This window comes from Cupriavidus sp. UME77 (assembly GCF_014170355.1).
GTDB lineage: Bacteria > Pseudomonadota > Gammaproteobacteria > Burkholderiales > Burkholderiaceae > Cupriavidus > Cupriavidus basilensis.
The window spans coordinates 145,731-165,633 of sequence record NZ_LZZU01000038.1 but is presented as its reverse complement, the minus strand read 5'-3'; the positions used below and the strand labels follow the sequence as shown (position 1 = coordinate 165,633).

Sequence of the window (19,903 nt, the reverse complement as noted above, 5' to 3'; positions counted from 1 at the left end):
ACCCCCACCCGCACCGCAGGTCCACTCCCACTTCCACTCCGCAACCGGCTAAAACTAACCAAGGCCCCCACAACAGCCACCCCCGCGGCAACAAAAAGCGCCACCCGAGCCGCTCCGCTGGCATCAACACTAAACAACAACGCCACAACAGCCGTCCCGGTAGTCTGCCCCAGCAGCCGCGTTGTCGCTTGTGCCCCGCTAGCGCCGCCACTGCGCGCCGGCGGCGTAGCGCCAATCATCGCGCGGTTGTTCGGCGACTGGAATAAGCCGAATCCCAATCCGCACATGGCCATGCGCCAGCACACGGCAAAGCTGGAGGCTTCCGGCCCGAGCGTCGCCAGGCCGATCAGCCCGGTCCCGAGCAAGGCCAGCCCGATGCCGGCCAGGATGCTGGCGGGATAGCGATCGGACAGGCGTCCCGAGATTGGCGCCATGATGGCCACCATCAGCGGCCACGGCGTGATCAGCAGCCCGGTCTCGTGCAGCGTGCGGCCAAGCTGGTATTCGAGGTAGAAGGGCAGCGCCACGAAGGCCAGCATCTGGGCCATGAAGGAGCAGAAGGACGTGCCCACCGCCAGCGTGAAGGCGCGGCTGGCGAACAGGTCCACCGGCACCAGCGGCGCATGCTTGCCGCGCTGCATGCGTACCAGCCACCATCCCAGCAACGCTGCCACCACCAGGCCCGCGGCGGCGGCGGGGCGCCATTGCGCGTGGCCTGCGCCGTCCACGCCGAGGATGAACAAGGCAAAGACCACGGCCGAGAGCAGCGCGCTGCGATAGTCGAAGCTGCGCGGCTGGGGCGGCGTCGCCGGCAGTGCGGTGCGGGCCAGCGCCAGCGCGAAAATAGCCACCGGCACGTTGATGGCGAACAGCCACGGCCAGCTCGCTACCGACAGGATCAGCGCGCCCACCGAGGGGCCCACGGCAATGGTGATGCCCACCACCAGCGCGTTCAGCCCGATGCCCCGGCCCAGCTTGGTGGGCGGATAGATAAAGCGCACCAGCGCCGTGTTCACGCTCATGATGCCGGCGCCGCCGATGCCCTGCAGCACCCGCGCGGCCACCAGCACCGGGAGGTTGGGCGACAGCGCGCACAACAGCGAGCCCGCCAGGAAAATCGCCAGGCCGCCGCGGTACACGCGCTTGTAGCCAAGGATGTCGCCCAGCGAAGACAGTGGCAGCAGGCACACCGTGACGGTGAGCTGGTAGGCGTTGACCACCCAGATGGTGCTGGATGGGTCGGCCGCCAGCTCGCGCGAGATCGAGGGCAGTGCGATGTTGGCGATCGAGCCATCGAGCACAGCCATGATCAGGCCGCAAAACACGGTGAGGATGGCCCAGGAGCGTTGGGGATAGGGTAGGCCTTGGTGTGGCTGCATGAGGGAGGGCGGCGGCTGAAGAAGTGGCGCGAGCGATGCTTGAGATGCTTGACGACACAATTATCGTCTCGCGGAGCGGCGCTTGCAAATGATCGGAATGTGGTAAGGCAGCGCCGGCAGTGTTGTTTTTCGGTCGCAGAGAAATAGGGCGGAAAACCCGCCGTACTCCACCAAATGCCCGGCTGGCCCAGCGCTATGATCCCCGGCACGATGTCCCGGAAACCAGGTCGCGAACAGCACCTCCCATGGGGACGCAGCGTTTTCCGGACCGCCATTAGCCATGTCAACACCAACCACCCAGGGCAGCTGGCAGCCAGTCCCCACCAGTCTCGATCCCGTCGACTGGAGCGCGCTGAGGGCGCAGGGGCACAGCATGCTCGACGATATGCTGGACCACCTCCAGGGCATCCGCGCCCGCCCGGTCTGGCAGCCGATTCCCGACGCGGTGCGCGCAAGCTTCCGCGAGCCGCTGCCCCGCGAGGGCAGCGGGCTGGACCAGGTGCATGAGACCTTCATGGACAGCATCCTGCCGTTTGCCGTGGGCAATGCGCATCCCGGCTTCATGGGCTGGGTGCACGGCGGCGGCACGCCGGTCGGGATGCTGGCGGAAATGCTGGCGGCCGGGCTCAATGCCAACCTGGGTGGGCGCGACCATATCCCGGTGGAGGTGGAGTGGCAGGTGCTGCGCTGGGTGATCGAGCTGTTCGGCTTTCCCGAGGATGCCAGCGGCCTGTTCCTGACCGGCTCCTCCATGGCCAACCTGTCCGGCGTGCTGGTCGCCCGGACGCGGGCGCTCGGGTCGGGGGTGCGGTCAACCGGCATGGCGCAGGCTTCGCGGCGCCTGACGGCCTACACCTCCACCCGGGCGCATGGCTGCATCGCCCAAGGCATGGACCTGGCCGGCCTCGGCAAAGACAATCTGCGCTCGATTCCCGTTGACGAGATGGGGCGCATGGATATGGCGTGCCTTGCCGCCGCCATCGCTGTCGACCGCGCTGCCGGCTTCCAGCCGTTTCTCGTGGTGGGTACCGCCGGCACCGTGGATACGGGCGCCATCGACGACCTTGCCGAGATCGCGCGCATTGCCCGCCGGGAGCAACTGCATTTTCACGTCGACGGTGCCTTTGGCGCCCTGGCCATGCTGTGCCCCCAACTGGCGCCGCGCCTGCGCGGCATCGAGCAAGCGGATTCGATCGCCTTCGATTTTCACAAATGGCTGCAGGTCCCCTATGACGCCGGCTTCTTTGTGGTCCGCGACCGGCAATTGCACTTGCGCACCTTTGCCACGCACGAGGGCACGTACCTGAGCCGCGGCGAGCGCGGCATGGCGGCCGGCTCCCCCTGGCCCTGCGATTTCGGGCCGGACCTGTCGCGCGGCTTTCGCGCGCTGAAGACCTGGTTCACGATCAAGGTGTACGGCACCGAGCGGCTGGGCGGCATGATCGCCCACACCTGCACCCTGGCGCAGGAACTCGCGCGGCGCATCGAGTCCGAGCCGGAGCTTGAGCTGCTGGCGCCGGTATCGCTCAACATCGTTTGCTTCCGCTTTATCGGCGCCAATGCCAATGCCCAAGTTGATGCCGATGCGAACGGCGCCATCGAACAGGTCAACCGCGATCTTGTTGTCGCCCTGCAGGAATCCGGCCTCGCCGCGCCTTCGTCGACCGTGCTCGACGCTCGCTTCGCGATCCGGGTTGCGCTCTTCAATCATCGCAGCGCGCCGCAGGATATCGATGTCCTGCTGAACGCCACTCTGGCGCTTGGCCGGTCGCTGAGCGCCATATCACCCGTACCCGAACCCGTACCCGTTCCCGAAGCCAGCGGCCTATCACAATGAACGCAATCCTTGATCCCGCCAACATGAAGCCGGCCCCTGACACCCTGATCGGCCTGCGCCACCTGCTGCGGGCGGCCCATCAGAACGAGGACCTGCGCCCGCTCGGCGCCGAGCTGATCAACCACCTGCAGTCGCGGCCGGACGATGCCAATGCGTTGATGGATCTCTCGCTGGTCCTGCAGCTCATCGGCGATCACGCGCTGGCCATGACCATGCAGGCCGAGGCGCTGCAGGCGCGCCAGCTCTATCACTTGCCGACCTTGCGCGATGGCGAAGCCCGCCTGCGCGTGCTGGCCATCATGGTGTCGGGCGACCTGATGGCCAACACGCCGCTGGAGTGCTTGCTGGGCAACTCCGACGTGGCGCTCGATGCGCTCTACGTCACGCCGGAAAACCCGCTGCCGCAGGCCGTGCCGGAGCACGACGTGCTGTTCATCGCGGTGGGCGAATCCGACCGTACCCAGCCCGTGCTGGAGCACTTGCGCGCGCTCGCGGCAATCTGGCCGCGCCCGGTGCTGAACCAGCCGGATCGCGTGCAACAGCTCTCGCGGGACCGGGCGGCATCCTTGCTGGCCTGCGCGCCGGGCGTGTGCATGCCGCCGACGCTGCGGGTGGATCGCCAGGTACTGGCCGGCGTCGCCGGCGGGCAGGCGGCGATCTCGTCGGTGCTGGGCGAGGGCGCTTTCCCGATCATCGTCAGGCCGCTTGGCTCGCATGCCGGCAAGGGCCTGGAGAAGATCGGCGACGCGGCCGAACTCGCCGGCTACCTGGCGCAGACGGACGAGCCGGCTTTCTATGTCTCTTACTTCATTGATTACCGGAACGATGATGGCCAGTTCCGCAAGTACCGGCTGGTGCTGATCGAAGGGCACGCATACGTGTGCCACGTCGGTATCTCCGAGCACTGGATGATCCACTATCTCAATGCCGGCATGGCGCAGAGCGCGGCCAAGCGGGATGAAGAAGCGGCCATCATGCGCGATTTCGACGACACCTTCGCGCTGCGCCACAAGGATGCCCTCGCTCTGATCCAGGAGCGGCTGGGCCTGGACTACGTGGGCCTGGATTGCGCCGAGACGCCGCAGGGGGAGCTGCTGGTGTTCGAAGCCGATACGGCAATGGTGGTGCACGATATCGATCCGGTTGACCTCTTCCCGTACAAGCAGCCGCAGATGCACAAGATCTTCGCGGCGTTCCGGACCATGCTGATCAATGCCAGCCAGGCCCATGCCGACCGCTTGGACGCGCACGATGCCGCTGCCATCGACGGCTGACCTGCTGGTCAGCGGCGGGGACCACCGCATCGCGCTGGATCCGGCGACCGGCCGTAACAAGTACGGTTGCCAGCCGCTCGCCTCGACGGGGCTGGTTCCCTTTGGCTCCTCCACGTCGTCGGGGATTTCTCCTGCCGCGTTCGCCGAGGTGGACGCGCTGCGCAACCGGCTTGCCGCGGCGCTGCCGCACCAAAGCGCGGCCGAGCTGTATCGCCGCGAGCTGGACCGGCTGCGCGGCGAGTTGCTGGCGCTGTGCGGCATTGGCGATGCGCTTGGCACCGGGCTTGTCTTCTCGGCTTCGGGCACCGATGTGCACCTGCTCGCGGCGCGCGTTGCCGCGCGGGTGGCGGCCGATGGGGCCGGCAGCGATGCGGGCAACGCGGGCAATGCGAGCAATCCGAGCGTCCGGGGCCGGCCGCTGGTGATCATGGCCGGCGAGGCCGAGAGCGGCAGCGGCGTGGCCGCCGCGCTCACCGGGCGCCACTTCAGCACGTATAACGCACTGGGCCGTACCACCATTCCGGGCGAGTCCTTGAGCCAGGCCTGCGCCAGCGACATCCTCGACGTGCCGATCCGCAACGCGGACGGCAGCTTGCGGGATGCGAGCGTGGTCGACGCGCAAATCGATGCGCTCGTCAGCCAGGCTGTGCAAGACGGGCGCCAGGTGCTGCTGGTGCTGATCGACGTCTCCAAGACCGGATGCATTGCGCCGAGCATTGCGTGCGTGACGGCGCTGCATCGCCGCTGGCCCTCGGCGGTGCAGGTCCTGGTCGACGCCTGCCAGTTCCGCATTGAGCCGGGTACGCTCCAGGCCTACCTGCGCAACGGCTGCATGGTGGCGCTGACCGGCTCCAAGTTTGTGACCGGGCCTTCGTTTTCTGGCGCCCTGCTGCTGCCAGCGGCGATTGGCAAGATACTGCGCGAGCGCGGCGTTCCGGCGGAGCTGCGCCTGTATTCCGCGCGCGAGGAATGGCCGCAAGGCTGGGCAAGCGCGCAGGCGCTCGGCAGTTATGCGAACTTTGGCTTGCTGCTGCGCTGGCAGGCTGCGATTCGCGAGCTGCGCGAATTCCTCGCTGTGCCGGCCGGGCAAGCCGCTGGCATCCTGCGGCGCTTTGGCAGTGCCATCCAGCAAAGGCTGGGCAGCGATCCCGCCTTTGCCGCGCTGGCTGTGCCGGCGCTGAACCGCGCCGCGCTGAACACGCCATCCCACTGGGACGAGATCCAGACCATTCACCCCTTCCTGCTGTACCGTTGCCAGCCGGGGGGCGGCAGGACCGCGCTCAGCCGGGAGGAGACGGCCGCCATCTTTCGCCGGGTCCAGGCGCCGGGGAGCGCCGACGCCGGCGTGGCCTACCAGCTTGGCCAGCCTGTGGACAGCGGCCACAGGGCAGGTGTCCCGGTCAGCGCCTTGCGGCTGTGCATGAGCGCCAGGCTGGTAGTCCAGGCAGCGCGAGACCTGGATCAGGAGCGGCACCTCATCGGCCAGGCCCTGGCATGCCTGGATATGGTTTCCGCGCTGGTGCACACCCCCACGCGCGACGTTGGCGTTGCGCCGGTGCTGGATACCGCCTTTTCATAAATACACTTGCGTTTCCTCGCGGACTACGGCGTCACGATATTGAAGTCAGGCTTGAATGTGTCGAGCATGCCTGCGAGTTCGTCGAATTTCTCGCCAGCGCCTTCCACCTTCGCCCCTCCCGCCTGCGACAGTTTGCTCAGTGTGGTAGCCCCGCCCAGCACGCTGGCCAGGCCGAGCTTGTTGGTTGTGATCGTGACATCCGCCTTGGGGAGCTGTTTCCCGACGGTATAGATCAGGACCGAATTGCGCAGCTCGATCGCGTACTGCTCGTTGGTCTGCGGATTGATCCAGTTGACGTTGAGCGTCTTCCCGGCTGCCTTCTTCCCGTTCAGGCGGATGCCGGCGTAGTCCAGGATCATGTCGGCGGTCATCGCGTTCACCGTATCCGCCGAGACCACGCCGGCGCCCGGTAGCTTGACGGTGCCGTGCCGCAATTCCAGGGCGCCCATCAGGAATTCGTTACGCCATGTGGGACTCTCGCTCTGGTAGGCGAGTTGCTCCAGCGCATCGGCGCCCAGTTCGCGCGCCGCCTGGTTATCCGGATCGGCAAAGACAACGTGGTTCATCACTTCCGCCACCCAGCGGTAGTCGCCTTCCTTGAACGATTGCCGGGCCTTGTCGATGACGTTCTTCGCGCCGCCCATGAACGCCACGTAGCGCACGGCAGCCTCGGTGGGCGGCAGCTTGTACAGGTTTGCTGGGTTGGAGTCATACCAGCCGAGGTAACGCTGGTAGACCGCCTTGGCGTTGTGATTGACTGTGCCATAGTAGTCCCGGTTGTACCATTGCTTGCCAATGCTGTCGGGGAGTTTCAGCATCTCAGCGATCTCTACCGACGTGTAGCCCTGGTTGGCAAGATTCAGCGTCTGGTCGTGAAGGTACTTGAACATGTCTCGCTGGTTCTCCAGGAACGGCATGATGGCGTCGCCCCAGGTCGGCCAATGGTGTTGGGCGATCACGGCCTTGGCGCGCACGCCATAGCGATTGGCCGCTTCGTTGACGGTCTTCCACCATTCCCTGGCGTCGCGCACCTGGGCGCCGCGCAGCGTATAGAGGTTGTGGAGCGTGTGCGTGGCATCTTCGGCCATGTTGAGCACCTGGAACTGAGGCAGCCAGATCAGCATTTCCGCGGGCGCTTCGGTATTGGGCGCCATCAGGAACTCCATCTGCACGCCGTCAATCGTGCGGATCTCGCCAGTCTTTTTCACCGAATCGGTGGGGGCGATCAAGGTGACCTCGCCAAGCGAGGTACTCTTGCCGAGTCCACCATCGACCTGGCCTTGCGGCCCGCGCGGCAGTAGCGACCCATACATATACGTGGCCCTGCGGCTCATGGCGGTACCGGCGTAGATATTCTCGCTGACCGCTTCTTCCAGGAAGCCCTCGGGCGCCAGGATCTTTACCTTGCCAGCCTTGACATCCGCCTCGTTCACGACGCCTTTGACGCCGCCATAGTGATCCACGTGGCTGTGGGTGTAGAGCACTGCCACGACCGGCTTGTGCGGCCGGTGCTGGTAGTACAGGTCAAGCGCGGCTTTCGCGGTTTCCTTGCTGATTAACGGATCGATCAGGATCAGTCCGGTGTCGCCTTCGATAATCGTCATGTTTGACAGATCGAAGCCGCGTACCTGATAGACGCGGTCGACAACAGCGAACAGCCCGTTGAACATATTGAGCTGCGCCATACGGTACAGGCTGGGATTGATGGTGTCGGGCGCCGTCTCAGCCTTGAGGAAATCGTATGCCGGCAAGTTCCAGGCAGCGTGCTTGCCATTCCCCGCCCGAATGACAAGGTCTGGTGTGGTGCCAATAAACCCGCGTTGGGCCGATTCGAAGTCGGCCCGGTCGTTGAACGGAAGTTCCTTGAGCACCGCGGCGTTGGCTTGCCGGGTCCGGTCCGTGGCAGGTTTGCCAGGCGCCGGGGCGGATTGCGCGTAAAGGAGTGCCGGGGTGCTCGCCAGGGCGAATGCCATTGCTAGCAGGCGTCGCCGGGGACCAAGTCTGTTCTTCATGTTTATCGCTTCTTCTTGTTATGGGTATTCACAGCAAGGCTGTCGACGACTACCACGCGTGGTTGTAGTTGATGGAAAAGACCTTCACATTTGCGGCCCCTGCCGGCGTGCTGACGGTCTTGAGGAAGGACGCCGCCACGGCATCGGTGGGGGTGAAATTGAAACTCCCGCTGACGCCAAGCTTGAGCGTGTCCTGTGCATTGTCTTGCTTGACGCCGTTGATTCTGGTCTGTCCGCCGTTGCTATAGACCACGTCTACCGCTGCCCACAGCGCGCGGTTGAAGCTGTAGCTGTAGTGCGCTTCCAGCGTTCCCAGCGGTGCTTGCTGAAGCTTTCCGTGACCATCCGGTTGGTAGTAATCGCCGTTCTCGGTGTAGAACGAGACATTGCCATTGACGGACAGCATCGACTTGCCAAAAGGGTGGTTGAATGCAAGCTGTGGCTTGACCACCCAACGGTTTCCACCGAAGTTGACCGGCTTGTTCCGGTCATACTGCCCGATGGGAACGGTAAGGAAGACGGCTGAGGTAAGCAGCGTCTGCGGTGTGGCTTTTGCAAATGCCTCCCGAGTCAGTGCCGGCGCGCCAAACAGGTTGGCTGCGAGCACAACGGTCAGGTCACCCGCGCCGTTCTTGCTGAACTCCCGCGACGCCAGCGGGGCAATTGAACTATCGATATTGGCTGTCGCCCAGCTGTAGGGCAGCAGGAACTGGATGCCACCGGTCTTGCCTGCCACCGGAAAGGAATACGCATAACGGACCAACGCCATGTTCATGGTGGCGTTGACCCCCTGCACGGGAAGGGTCGTGTCCAGTTGCGTGTTGGACTGAACATGGTTGTAGTAGAGATAGACCAGATTCGTGTCGATGGGGAGATTCATCCAGTCCCGTGCACCATCGGCAGCGGCAATGCCAGGCAGCAGGCCAAACAACAACGCCGCGGCCGATGGGGCCAACCGTGCGGTGTCAAGATAGCCATGCCATGCAGGCCTGCGCGAAGTGCGTGCTCTCGTTACGTTCTTGTTGCGTGTCATTGCTCGTTTTGCCAGCACGCGGCGCACGGAACGGCCGGCCGGGGTAATGCTTTTTCGCATGAATGCTCCCAATCTGATGCGAAGTGAAACGCAATAAGTGATCATCGATGGATGACCGGCTGATTCAGGCGTGAGTGATGGGCACGAGTGATGGGCGGCCATTACACTTTTCGCTACGGGACACGTTCCCGCTGCAGTGTGTGACGGCGAGCTTGGATAAATGACTACGAGCTTGAAGCGCGGAAGAGCGGCATTAAAGCGATGCCCTACGGGCGTCGGCGCATGGCTAGTCGGCCATTCTCTTTTTGCCCGTGAGAAGATCCTCGTACCCAACGAAAGCGATGCTCGGCGCAAAGGCGATTGGGTAGGCGTCTCCCACAAATTGCGCGTAGGTGGCGAAATAGTAGTAGACGGTCTCGCATCTCCGTACGCGGATATCCTGCGTTAGCGAGTGGATTGGCGCACGCCAGGTCTTGGGGGACGCTTTGCAGTCACTCCTGTCTCCGGAGTCAGTGACTGCCATGCTCTCCGCTCTTGCCACCGCCTCGTCAAGCTGAGACCGGATCATGGATTCGGGCGTCAAAGCGCAGCCGGAACTGAGTGCAATCAGGGATAGCGATAGCGGAAGCAGGTACATTTTCGTGGGTAAGAGTTACAGGTGCCAAAAGCCGGTCGGCTATGGCCCAGGGCGGCCGTTCATCAACGCGATTGAACGGATATCAGCGGTGCGAGCGAGCCGGCGCCGCAGGCGGGCCTCGGGGGCGAACCCGTTGAACTTGCCAAGACGTTGATGCAGAAACCATTCGACGATGGTCGATGGTCTGCCACGGCTCATCCTCCGCTCATGGCATCGTCGTCGTGAGGTCTTGTCCCACCCTCCACTCGCGCGCCAGCCGCTCGGACGCGGCCCGCTGTTTGGCGGTCAATTCCGCGGCCATTGCGGTGCGCAGCTTCATGTCCTCCGAACCGGGCTCGGCCTCGCGGGTCGACAGCAGCACCCAGGCATAGGCCAGCACCATGTTGCGCGCCACGCCCAAGCCATTCTCGTAGGCCGCCGCCAGGTTATTCTGACCGGTGGGGTGGCCTTGCATGGCGGACTTGCGCAGCCAATGCACGCCTTCGCGCTTGTTGCTCAGGACCATGCCTTCGCCTTTGATCAACATGCCGCCCAGGTTCGCCTACGCGTCCGCAAGGCCCTGCACGGCCGCCTTGCGCAGCCAAATGACCGCCTCGCGGTCATCCACCGGCCCGCCTTCTCCGAAGTGGTACTGGAGCGCCAGGTTGTACTGGGCCGGCCCGTACCCTTGCTCGGCCGCCAGGCGGAACCAGCGCCTCGCCTGCGCGTAGTCCTTGGGCACGCCATTGCCCGTCGAGTAGAGACTACCAAGCTCATTACGCGAATCCGCGTCGCCCTGCTCGGCGGCCTTGCGCAGCCAAGCCGCGCCCGCCTGCATGTCCTCCTTGACGCAGGCGCCGCGGACATAGGCAATGCCCAGATGGCCCTGGGCCGCGGCCACGCCAGCTTTGGCGCGCGCTTGCAAGGTGGTGGCGGCGGGCTCGCACTTGCCACTGATCATCGCCGCGTACAGGTCCTGGGCCTCGCCAGCCCAGGCGCTGCCCGCGGCCATGGAAATCGCGGCGAGTCCGAGCGTCAAGGTACGGCGCGTTTCGTTGTGCTTCATTTCGCTTCTCGGTAGGACAGGGCGCCAGCTTACTGGTGGCGTGCCGTCAAGAGAATAGGACAAGTCCTAAAATGCAAGCGTCGGGCGCAACCGATCCCTTCGAGCGGAATCGCCAAATCCCGGATCATATGGCGCATATCGATGCCATCCTCGATGGATGTCGCGCCGGCTAATTGGATCAATGCGAGAGAGGTTACGGTGATGATGGAATTCGCCGCCTAAGCGATGCCTTATTGTAAGATCCATCTTCTGAATTTAGGGCTTGTACTAAAAGTGAGGGCCCCGCCAGGATGCAGCAAGGCGAAGGGAACACTCGCAAGACAAAGACAAGATCACCGGGAAGCTGACCTGGATTGCAGCGGTCGGCAGTGCTGAGGGTGGGGCCCGGACTCCTGGCGGGCCTGGACGAGTACACATCAATCACACCGTAGCGCGGGCACGTCACGCGCAGGAGCATCGAACGTGCAGATCATCAAGCCTCGGCGTGAGCAATACTGGCACCTGGCAATCGTGCTGGCAGCCATGCTGATCCCCGCACTCGTCATGGTGCCGCTGGTATTCCTGCAGGGAAGGCAACGCGCCGACGGCGAAGCGTTGGTCACGGCGGTGGCAATCCAGAAGCAGATGGACAACATCCTCGGCGTAGTCACCGCCAATGTCGACAAGTCCATGGCGCTGCTCGGCAAGCCATGCGAGGAGGTGATCGGCGAACTCACGCGGACCAGCACCCTGAGTCCGTATTTCCGCTCGCTCATCCTGGTCCATCAAGAGAAGCTCTACTGCTCACCGGTCCTGGGCAAGGTCAACGACATCCCGCTCACCCTGGCATTCGATGCGATGACCAGCTTGCCACCGGGGCTGCTGATCACCCCCAGCTCAGGTACCTCCCTGGTCCCGGACCGGCCCGCGGTCATCGTCTCGCGAGGCATCGGCAACGGCTCGGGCGTGCTGGCCGTGATCGACGGGCAGTACCTGCTGGACATTCAGGCGGCCGCCTCGTACAGCGGCCAGTTCCAGGTCCAGATCCTGCTCAGCGACTCGCTGCGCCAGCTGCCGACCGGTGCGCCGTTGGCGACGCCAACCGGCCCGCGCTACCGGAACAGCATGCAACTGGCCAAGTCCGCCGCCTTTCCCATCGAGGTGCGCGTCGCGGTCGCACCGGCGCTGATCACTGCTTACCGCCATGAACTGTGGCGTCACTACGCGCCGTTCCTGGTAATGGCGGCGCTGCTTTCGGGATACCTGGCACATCTGTTCTGCAGGCGGCGCTTGTCGCTGGTCAACGAGATCTACCGAGGCATGCGCCAGCGCGAGTTCCACATGGTCTACCAGCCGGTCATCCGGTTGGCCACGGGGGAGTGCAGCGGGCTCGAGGCCCTGGTCCGCTGGCACCGGCCCGGCCGGGGCCATATCCGGCCGGACATCTTCATCCCGCTGGCGGAAGACAATGGCGTCATCGGCGACCTGACTCGCCATATCTTTGATCTGGTGGCCGCCGACTTGCCACGCTTGGGGCTGGGGCCGCGTGACCATATCGGTGTCAATGTCAGCGCCTCCCACCTGGCAACGCCCGGATTCGTCGATGATGTGCAGCGGCTGCTGGGTAAGCTCGGCCCCGACGGGCCGCTGCTGGTCCTGGAGGTGACCGAGCGCGAAGCGCTGCCGAACGACGAGCAGGTGCAACGCAACATCGCGGACCTGCGCGCGCAGGGCGTGCTCTGGGCGCTCGACGACTTCGGCACGGGGCAGAGTTCGCTGTCCTACCTTGAACAGCTCCATGCCGATTTCCTCAAGATCGATCGCTCGTTCGTCATGGGTATCGGCACGGACTCCGTCAACGCCGTGGTGCTCGACACCATCATCAGCCTGGGCCAGCGGCTGCGTCTGGAGCTGACAGCCGAGGGGATCGAGAACGAGGTGCAGGCCGCCTACCTGCGCCAGCACGGCGTGCATTGGGCGCAAGGCTATCTGTTCGCTGCGCCGTTGGGGGTGGAGGAGTGGGCGGCGTGGCGCCACAACCGTCCCGGTGTCACCGAGGCCGCCCAGGAGACCATGCCGGACTCATTGCCGGCTTGAGCCCGCGGATTCGACCAGTGGGTGACACCACGCCGCCTGCCTGGCGGGAACGCAGTGCCCGCTTGTGCAACACAAAGCGGCCCCGGCGCTACTTGCGCCGAATTCCATAAAACCTGCCCCCTCTCCAGGAGGGGGGATATCTTCCGATTTTTTGCCGTTAGCCATGCTGCAGCGCGGTTCCATATGCATTTGGAATTGTGCTGTTTAGGCCATAACAAGACGGCGCGACGCGAAGACGATCGCCCAGAACATCACAAATAGAAAAAGCGGGAGCGGGATTGCAGCGTAACGGTTCGCATTGGCGATTCAAACCATGACTCATGGACCATTCCGCAGCGCTAACGTCCCAACGGGACAAGGGGATCAAATCGTGAATTTCAAACTCCCGACCATCAAGGGCAAGCTCGTGCTGAGCTTTAGCCTGCTAGCCCTCATCGCGCTATCCATTTCCGCTTTGTCGCTACGCGCGCTGAGCCAGACCACGGACGGTTTCTCCCGCTACCTGCGTGGCATCAACGCGCGCGCCGAAGTTGCCGCGCAGGTGAGGACCGCCGTCGACCGGCGCGCCATCGCGGCGCGCAACCTGGTTCTGGTCACCAGCCCCGAGGACCTGGCCCTGGAGAAGGCAGCCGCATTGCGCGCGCATGACGATGTGCAGGCGCAACTGGCAAAGCTCAAGGACATGGTGTCAGGCAACAGCGATGCCAGTGACACCGCGCGCAACCTGGTGCGCGAGATCGATCGCGTGGAATCGCGCTATGGTCCCGTGGCCACCGCCATCGTCGACCTCGCGCTCGCCGCCAAGCGCGATGAGGCCATTGTCAAGATGAACAACGAATGCCGCCCCTTGCTGGGGGCGCTGGTCAAGGCGACCGACGCCTATACCGAGTTCACCAAAGGCCGCCAGGTCGATACGGTGCGCATGCTGGAGGAAGAGTACGCCGCACAGCGCAACCTGCTGATCGTCATGTCCATTGCCGCCGTGGTGCTTGCCGCGGTGGGCGGCCTGCTGATCACGCGCTCCATCACCCGGCCCATGCAAACGGCCGTGGACGTGGCGCAAACCGTAGCGCGCGGCGATCTGGGCAGCCGGATTGCGGTGGTGGCGCGGGACGAGACCGGACGCCTGCTGGCGGCCCTGCGTGACATGAACGAGCGCCTGACGGAGATCGTTTCCCGCGTGCGCCAGAGCAGCGCGAGCATCGCCGGGGCGTCGACGGAGATCGCCGCGGGCAATGCGGACCTGAGCCAGCGCACCGAAGAGCAAGCGGCATCGCTCGAGGAAACCGCCGCTAGCATGGAAGAGCTGACCACCACGGTACGCCTGAGCAGCGAGAACGCCCGGCAAGCCAACGAACTGGCCCGGGAGGCTGCCGACATCGCGCAGAGCGGCAGCACGGCGGTTGGCCGCGTGGTCGATACGATGCAAGGCATCAGCGCCAGCTCCACCAAGATTGCCGACATCACCGGCATGATCGAAGGCATCGCCTTCCAGACCAATATCCTCGCGCTCAACGCCGCGGTGGAAGCTGCCCGCGCCGGTGAGCAAGGCCGCGGCTTCGCCGTGGTGGCCAGCGAGGTGCGCAGCCTCGCGCAGCGCTCGTCAAGCGCCGCCAAGGAGATCAAGGAACTGATCGCGGGCTCGCTCAAGCAGATCCAGGACGGTTCCACGCTGGCGGGCGAAGCCGGGCAGACCATGAGCTCGGTGACCAAGGCGGTCGCGCGCGTGAGCAGCATCGTGGAAGACATTGCCAGCGCGTCGATGGAACAAAGCCGCGGCATCGAGCAGGTGAACCAGGCGATCTCGCAGATGGACCAGGTGACCCAGCAGAACGCTGCCATGGTGGAGCAGGCCGCCAGCGCGTCGCGCGCGCTGCAGGAACAGGGCCAGGAACTCAATGAGGTGGTGGCGTTCTTCCGCCTGCCGGGCGCTGGCGGCGCTGGGCGGCCGCATGCACCGGCGAGTGACCGGGAAGCACGCCTCCGGCGCTCCGCCGCAGTGGCCTGATCGCGCGTTTGCGTTCCCGGTGAGGTTGGCGTGGGCCAGCGCCCCGGAGTCATCCCGGGTGTCGCTGGCACATTGAAGAACATGATTTTTATCCTGGCCCACCGTCATTGAATTTAATCGAAATTCCGGCTCCTCATAGGTCGGAGGCCAAAGCAGCACATTCCATTTCGCCGTACGCCGGGAGACATTGCGCTATTAAGTTTCTTCTTAATAAATAAAAGTGCCGCAATTGAGATATTTTCGGTTACTTCATTTTCCTGCTACTCCGGGGATTACCCAATTTCAACTTCGCCACTATGGTGGCTTACTGTGCCGGTGGATGCGGAGCTTCTCAGGTGCTCCATTGGCCAGATTGGCCGCATCGCACAGTATGTGAACGTGCCGGCAGGCCGACATCCGGTCGTAGGAAGCCAGGAATTGGAGATGTAGAGCTGTGGCAGTTGAACGACCCGTGATTTATCTAGTCGATGACGATGACATTGTGCTCTGGACACACCATGAGTTGCTTCGTGGCCTTGGCACGGATATCAGGACATTTGTTTCCGCTCGCGATTTTGTCGAATCGTACCGGCCGGCGCCGGTTGAATGCCTGGTCTGCGATCTGCGCATGCCGGGGATGTGCGGCCTGCAGGTGCAGAGCCAGTTGGCCGGCAAGGGCGTTCTTCCCCCTACCATCTTTGTTTCCGCATACTCCGAGGTCCCTTCGGTGGTCAAGGCGATCAAGGCGGGCGCGCTCGATTTTCTGGAGAAGCCCGTCGATGGCGCCATGCTGGTGCAGAAGGTGCGGGGCGCGCTGGAACGCAGCCGGCAGATGCTCGAGCAGAGGCGGGCCTCGGCCGACAAAAGCACGCGGCTTGCACTCCTGACCCCGAAGGAGCGGCTAGTCGCCTGGCATGTCACGACCGGCAAGACCAGCAAAGCGATTGCCACGGAACTGGGAATCAGCGTGCGCACCGTGGAAAATCACCGGGCGCACTTGATGGAGAAACTGCAGGTCAAGTCCGCGATTGAATTGACAACGCTGCTTCTCGACTGACCCATCCTGTCCGGCCGCCAATGAAATAGACGTCGCGAAAGCCAGGAATCAATGGCCCGTCGGCTGCCGGCACGGGGCAGGAACGCTGCCCCGGCTTTATGCTTCGCGACTCGTCGCAGGAAATCATGATCAAGCGTTACTTCAGGAGTCTGCGAGGGACAGGCGGGAGAGAGGTCCGCCAGAATCTCATCATGACGGCGGTCGCCGTGGTCTTGCTGCTGGTCTTGAGCCACGAGGTGCTCCGGGGCCTTGAAAGGCAATTTCATCGGAGTGCCGAAAGCCGCCTGAAAGCCGTGCTGGAGGCGATATCGGACCTGAACCGGACGATGGGCGAGGATTCGGCGGGGCGAGTCGGGAGCATTGCCGAGAACCCTGCCCTGATAAAGCTGGTGAAACGTATCCTGGCCGATCCCGGCCGGGCCGATTTGCTGACTGAATTCGATCAGTGGATCCTGCCGATCTACAGGAGCCGGGGCTTCGACGGCTATGCCCTGATCCGGCCGGACCATACCGTTCTTGCGGCGAGCAGCCCGCGCTATGTCAACTTTTCGGACCTGACCGAGCAGACCATACGCACCCTGCGGGGGGCGCAGGCGCTTGGATTTGCCATCTCGCGGCCTACTGTCTCGACGCTGCCGCTCATGGTACAGGGCGTCGAGCAGCCGGCCGGGATGTTCTATCAGCTTGCGTGCGCGCGCATCGATGCGGATGGACGGATCGCGGGCTTCCTGTGCCTGCGTGTCAATCCCTACGTGAGGTTGTTCAAGATTCTCAAGGCGGGCCGGATCGGCGAAACGGGCGAGGCTTACGTGATCGATTCCGCCGCGCGCATTATCTCCCCGACCCGCGCCTCGGAGCACGATCTTGCGCCCGGTCATACGCGCCAGGACGTCTCCGGGGCGGCGTGGGAAGGCGTGCCCGGCAATCGGCGTGCCGCCAATCCGCCGGAACGGGGCCGCACTGGCGATGCCCCGACGACACTTGCCCTGCAACTGCTGATGGATAAAGGCAAGGAGGCGGTGGACGCCGAAGGCTATGACGGTCATGACGGACACAAGGTCATTGGGGCCGCCCGATGGCTGGCTGACCAGGACATGGGGCTGGTCGTCGAGCTGCAGGTTGACGAAGCCTATCAGTCGTACTTCCTGGTCCGCACGGCGATCGCGAGCCTGGCCGCGATCGCGATCGGGCTGATCCTTGCGCTGGCGGCATTCCAGTGGCGCGTGCGCCGCGGCGTGCGCGAGAACGAGGCGCGCATGCGCGCATTCCGCGAGAACGCGCCGACCGGGCTGGCCTACATGAGCCCCGAGGGCGTGGGCATCATGGCCAATCGCGCTTATGAGGAAGGCCTCGGGGTGGCGCCAGGCGTTGCCGTGGGATGCCGCGTCTGGGACATCATCCCGAATCGGCGCATCGCACAGATCAGCCGCGCTATGCACGAGCTGGTACTGGCCAGCGGACTAACCCAAAACCAGGTGCATACGACCAGCCCGCGGGACGGCGAAGAGCGCATCTTCCGCGTGGTCAAGTTCCCGGTGCGGGGGCCGGACGATGCGGGCATCATCGGCGTCGGTACGGTGGTCGCAGATATCACCGAGCAGGAGCGCACCCGACAGGCCCTGGAGGTGCTGACCAACACGCTGGAAGCACGCGTCGAAGAGCGAACGCTGCAACTGACGGCGGCCCGCGAGGCGGCCGAATCGGCTGCACGCGTCAAGGCGAAGTTCCTGGCCAACATGAGCCACGAGATCAGGACGCCGCTGAATGCCATCATCGGCATGTCGCATCTGGCGCTGAACCGCGAGCGCGCGGACAAGCTGGATCGCTATCTGGTGCGCATCGGCGCGTCCGCCGGGCACTTGCTGGGAATCGTCAACGATATCCTGGATTTCTCCAAGATCGAGGCGGAAAAGCTGACCATCGACGCGCGCGAGTTCTACCTGTCGGAACTACTGGACCGCGTGACTGGCCTGTTCTGGGAAACGGCGGAAGCGAAAGGCATCACGATGTCCATCTTCACGTCCCCGGCGATTCCGCTTCGGCTGGTCGGCGATCCGCTGCGTGTCGGGCAGATCCTGATCAATTTCCTGAGCAATGCGCTGAAGTTCACGGATCGCGGCGAGGTCTGCCTGCGGGTCAGGGAGACGCTCGTGCGCGACAGCCATATCGGCTTGTGCTTCGAGGTCGAGGACACGGGCGTAGGCATTGCACCGGAAGCGTTGCCGGCGCTTTTCACGCCGTTCCAGCAATTGGACAGCGCGATGAACCGCCGCTTTGAAGGCACGGGGCTAGGGCTTGTGATCAGCAAGAAGCTGGCGGAACTCATGGGCGGGCGCGTCCTGGCGCGCAGCCAGGCTGGTGTCGGAAGCATCTTCTCGTTCGAGGTGTCGCTGGAGATTGCGGGCGCAGACCGGGCGGCCGCTCCGGGCTCCGGGCTTTCGCATTCGGCGATGGCGCCATCGGATTGCCGCTCGCTCGCCGGGCCGGCGTGGCAGGCACTGCACGGGCGCAAGGTCTTGCTGGTCGAGGACAATCCGATCAATCAGGAGGTCGCGCGCGATCTTCTCGAACTGGTGGGCATGGACGTGCACGTTGCCGGCGACGGCCAGCGGGCGCTGGTGGCGCTCAAGGAACAGGTATTCGATATTGTGCTGATGGACATCCATATGCCGGGCATGGACGGTATAGAAACCACCGGCGCGATTCGCCACGGCCTGGGTCTTCATGCCCTGCCGGTGCTGGCGCTGACGGCAGACGTGATGTCGGCGGACCGCGTCCGCTGCATCAAGGGCGGGATGAACGATCACATTTCAAAGCCAATTGACGCACAGGCGATGTTCCGCACCATTGCGGCATGGCTACCGCCCATCGCCGTGCCATCGGGCACGGCTCGCGGCCCGGCAGGTGCGGCAGGTGCGGCGATGGCGGTGTCGGCGCGGGCGCGGCCACAGGCGTCGGCGGTGACACAGGCCCTGAAGGGCGTACCGGGCCTGGATGCCGCTGCGGGGATCAAGCTCTTGTTCGGTCGCGAGGATCTTTACATCAATCTGGCCAGGCGCGTCTGCGCCGAACGCGCGGACGTGGTCACGCAGATCCATGAGGCCATCGGGGCCGGCGACTTTGGCCAGGCAAGCCTACATGTCCATGGCATGAAGGCCGTGCTCGGCATGCTTGGGGCGGCCGAGCTCGCGCAGGCATGTTCGGTGCTGGACCGTGGCTTGCAGGTTGACCGGGCGGATGCCGTGGCGCTCGCCACGCTGGCCCGGGACTTTCCGGCGCTGATCGCCAACCTGCGCTCGGCGTGCGCCGTGGGCGCGGTATAAAAAGAGTCCAGAGCCAGCCCGGCGCGTGAATCTGGCACTTCATCTGCAGGTGGGGACACGGGGAGTGCTGTTTCCCTGCAAAAATCGGCCATGCTGGTAAGCCTCACGCGCAAAGCACGCTCTGGACCGGAAAAAAGGGGGCCGGCCATGACATCGTTCCCCGGAACCGCCAACGTGTCAGCGGCTCTCCACACCGACCGGGGCAGCGCACAGGTCGAGTCCGGCGCACAGCAACCTGAGTGACCACAGTTCAGCCTGGGTGAATGCGCCGTCGATCGTCACCCATGGGTAGCGGACACCGGAGATCGTATTCTCGAAGGCGATCAACGTCGCATCGCTGTCGACGGCGCACACGAAGCGCCGGATGCCGATCCTCGGATGCCGTACCTCATAGCGCGCGCGATGCTGGAGCCGGAACTCGTTCTTGCCTTCCCGGGTCACGATCGTTATCGCGTGCTCCGGCAGTCCGGGCGCGAGCGCATTGAGCACGCAGCTTAGCCAGTCGTCATACGCCAGTGAGGTTTCGCCGTTGCCCACCGCCGTCATCCACTGGTCGATGCGCAAGGTGTGGCGAACAGTTAGCTGATGAGATTCCATGCCTCATGATGGCTTGGCGATGGCCGCCGCGAAAGAGTGGAATTACTCAGTCCGCACACCCCGTATC

13 protein-coding genes are annotated in these 19,903 nt (G+C 64.3%); 7 read left to right on the top strand and 6 right to left on the bottom strand.

Features of this window, described 5'->3' with window-relative positions:
• On the bottom strand, positions 1-1,379 hold a 1,379-nt coding region (locus A9975_RS14755; RefSeq protein ID WP_183033426.1), incomplete at its 3' end, for an MFS transporter.
• A gap of 280 nt (positions 1,380-1,659) precedes the next feature.
• On the opposite strand from A9975_RS14755, the gene A9975_RS14750 reads away from it, so the two are divergent.
• The 3 genes from A9975_RS14750 to A9975_RS14740 are packed head-to-tail and all read left to right on the top strand — an operon-like array spanning position 1,660 to position 6,069.
• On the top strand, positions 1,660-3,216 hold the full coding sequence (locus tag A9975_RS14750; RefSeq protein ID WP_255503222.1) for a pyridoxal-dependent decarboxylase: 1,557 nt from the start codon (positions 1,660-1,662) through the stop codon (positions 3,214-3,216).
• Positions 3,213-4,490: a RimK family alpha-L-glutamate ligase gene (locus A9975_RS14745; protein ID WP_183033425.1), complete on the top strand. Its 1,278-nt coding sequence runs from the start codon at positions 3,213-3,215 to the stop codon at positions 4,488-4,490. The genes A9975_RS14750 and A9975_RS14745 overlap by 4 nt, the downstream gene beginning before the upstream one ends.
• Positions 4,468-6,069, top strand: a complete 1,602-nt coding sequence (locus A9975_RS14740; RefSeq protein WP_183033424.1) for a hypothetical protein — start codon at positions 4,468-4,470, stop codon at positions 6,067-6,069. The genes A9975_RS14745 and A9975_RS14740 overlap by 23 nt, the downstream gene beginning before the upstream one ends.
• A 23-nt stretch (positions 6,070-6,092) precedes the next feature.
• Here the strand turns inward: A9975_RS14740 and A9975_RS14735 are convergent, their stop codons facing one another.
• The 4 genes from A9975_RS14735 to A9975_RS14720 all read right to left on the bottom strand — a co-directional run bounded on the left by A9975_RS14735 (position 6,093) and on the right by A9975_RS14720 (position 10,796).
• Positions 6,093-8,081: an alkyl/aryl-sulfatase gene (locus tag A9975_RS14735; protein ID WP_183033423.1), complete on the bottom strand. Its 1,989-nt coding sequence runs from the start codon at positions 8,079-8,081 to the stop codon at positions 6,093-6,095.
• A gap of 49 nt (positions 8,082-8,130) precedes the next feature.
• On the bottom strand, positions 8,131-9,174 hold the full coding sequence (locus tag A9975_RS14730) for a transporter (protein WP_183033422.1): 1,044 nt from the start codon (positions 9,172-9,174) through the stop codon (positions 8,131-8,133).
• Positions 9,175-9,956: 782 nt separating this feature from the next.
• Complete coding sequence (locus A9975_RS14725; RefSeq protein WP_255503221.1) at positions 9,957-10,277, bottom strand: tetratricopeptide repeat protein; 321 nt, start codon at positions 10,275-10,277, stop codon at positions 9,957-9,959.
• Between the two features lie 15 nt (positions 10,278-10,292).
• Positions 10,293-10,796: a tetratricopeptide repeat protein gene (locus A9975_RS14720; RefSeq protein WP_183033420.1), complete on the bottom strand. Its 504-nt coding sequence runs from the start codon at positions 10,794-10,796 to the stop codon at positions 10,293-10,295.
• A gap of 462 nt (positions 10,797-11,258) precedes the next feature.
• Here A9975_RS14720 and A9975_RS14715 point away from each other — a divergent pair, with 462 nt between their 5' ends.
• The 4 genes from A9975_RS14715 (at position 11,259) to A9975_RS14700 (ending at position 19,239) form a co-directional block, all read left to right on the top strand.
• Positions 11,259-12,872, top strand: a complete 1,614-nt coding sequence (locus A9975_RS14715; RefSeq protein ID WP_183033419.1) for an EAL domain-containing protein — start codon at positions 11,259-11,261, stop codon at positions 12,870-12,872.
• Positions 12,873-13,242: 370 nt separating this feature from the next.
• The gene (locus A9975_RS14710; protein WP_183033418.1) at positions 13,243-14,880 is read left to right on the top strand and encodes a methyl-accepting chemotaxis protein; all 1,638 of its coding nucleotides are present in this window, start codon (positions 13,243-13,245) and stop codon (positions 14,878-14,880) included.
• A gap of 451 nt (positions 14,881-15,331) precedes the next feature.
• Positions 15,332-15,916, top strand: a complete 585-nt coding sequence (locus A9975_RS38550; protein WP_370564654.1) for a response regulator transcription factor — start codon at positions 15,332-15,334, stop codon at positions 15,914-15,916.
• Between the two features lie 125 nt (positions 15,917-16,041).
• Positions 16,042-19,239 carry a response regulator gene (locus A9975_RS14700; protein WP_183033416.1) on the top strand — a complete coding sequence of 1,066 codons (3,198 nt, stop codon included), beginning with the start codon at positions 16,042-16,044 and terminating at the stop codon, positions 19,237-19,239.
• A gap of 177 nt (positions 19,240-19,416) precedes the next feature.
• Here A9975_RS14700 and A9975_RS14695 read toward each other — a convergent pair whose 3' ends face one another.
• Positions 19,417-19,836, bottom strand: a complete 420-nt coding sequence (locus A9975_RS14695; protein WP_183033415.1) for a hypothetical protein — start codon at positions 19,834-19,836, stop codon at positions 19,417-19,419.
• Between the last annotated feature and the right edge of the window lie 67 nt (positions 19,837-19,903).

What these genes read in the sequence shown, in the direction of transcription:
- A9975_RS14750 (WP_255503222.1), top strand. Translation starts at nt 1,660, where the DNA reads ATGTCAACACCAACCACCCAGGGCAGCTGGCAGCCAGTCCCCACCAGT.
- A9975_RS14745 (WP_183033425.1), top strand. Translation starts at nt 3,213, where the DNA reads ATGAACGCAATCCTTGATCCCGCCAACATGAAGCCGGCCCCTGACACC.
- A9975_RS14740 (WP_183033424.1), top strand. Translation starts at nt 4,468, where the DNA reads ATGCCGCTGCCATCGACGGCTGACCTGCTGGTCAGCGGCGGGGACCAC.
- A9975_RS14735 (WP_183033423.1), bottom strand. Translation starts at nt 8,081, where the DNA reads ATGAAGAACAGACTTGGTCCCCGGCGACGCCTGCTAGCAATGGCATTC.
- A9975_RS14730 (WP_183033422.1), bottom strand. Translation starts at nt 9,174, where the DNA reads ATGCGAAAAAGCATTACCCCGGCCGGCCGTTCCGTGCGCCGCGTGCTG.
- A9975_RS14725 (WP_255503221.1), bottom strand. Translation starts at nt 10,277, where the DNA reads ATGTTGATCAAAGGCGAAGGCATGGTCCTGAGCAACAAGCGCGAAGGC.
- A9975_RS14720 (WP_183033420.1), bottom strand. Translation starts at nt 10,796, where the DNA reads ATGAAGCACAACGAAACGCGCCGTACCTTGACGCTCGGACTCGCCGCG.
- A9975_RS14700 (WP_183033416.1), top strand. Translation starts at nt 16,042, where the DNA reads ATGATCAAGCGTTACTTCAGGAGTCTGCGAGGGACAGGCGGGAGAGAG.
- A9975_RS14695 (WP_183033415.1), bottom strand. Translation starts at nt 19,836, where the DNA reads ATGGAATCTCATCAGCTAACTGTTCGCCACACCTTGCGCATCGACCAG.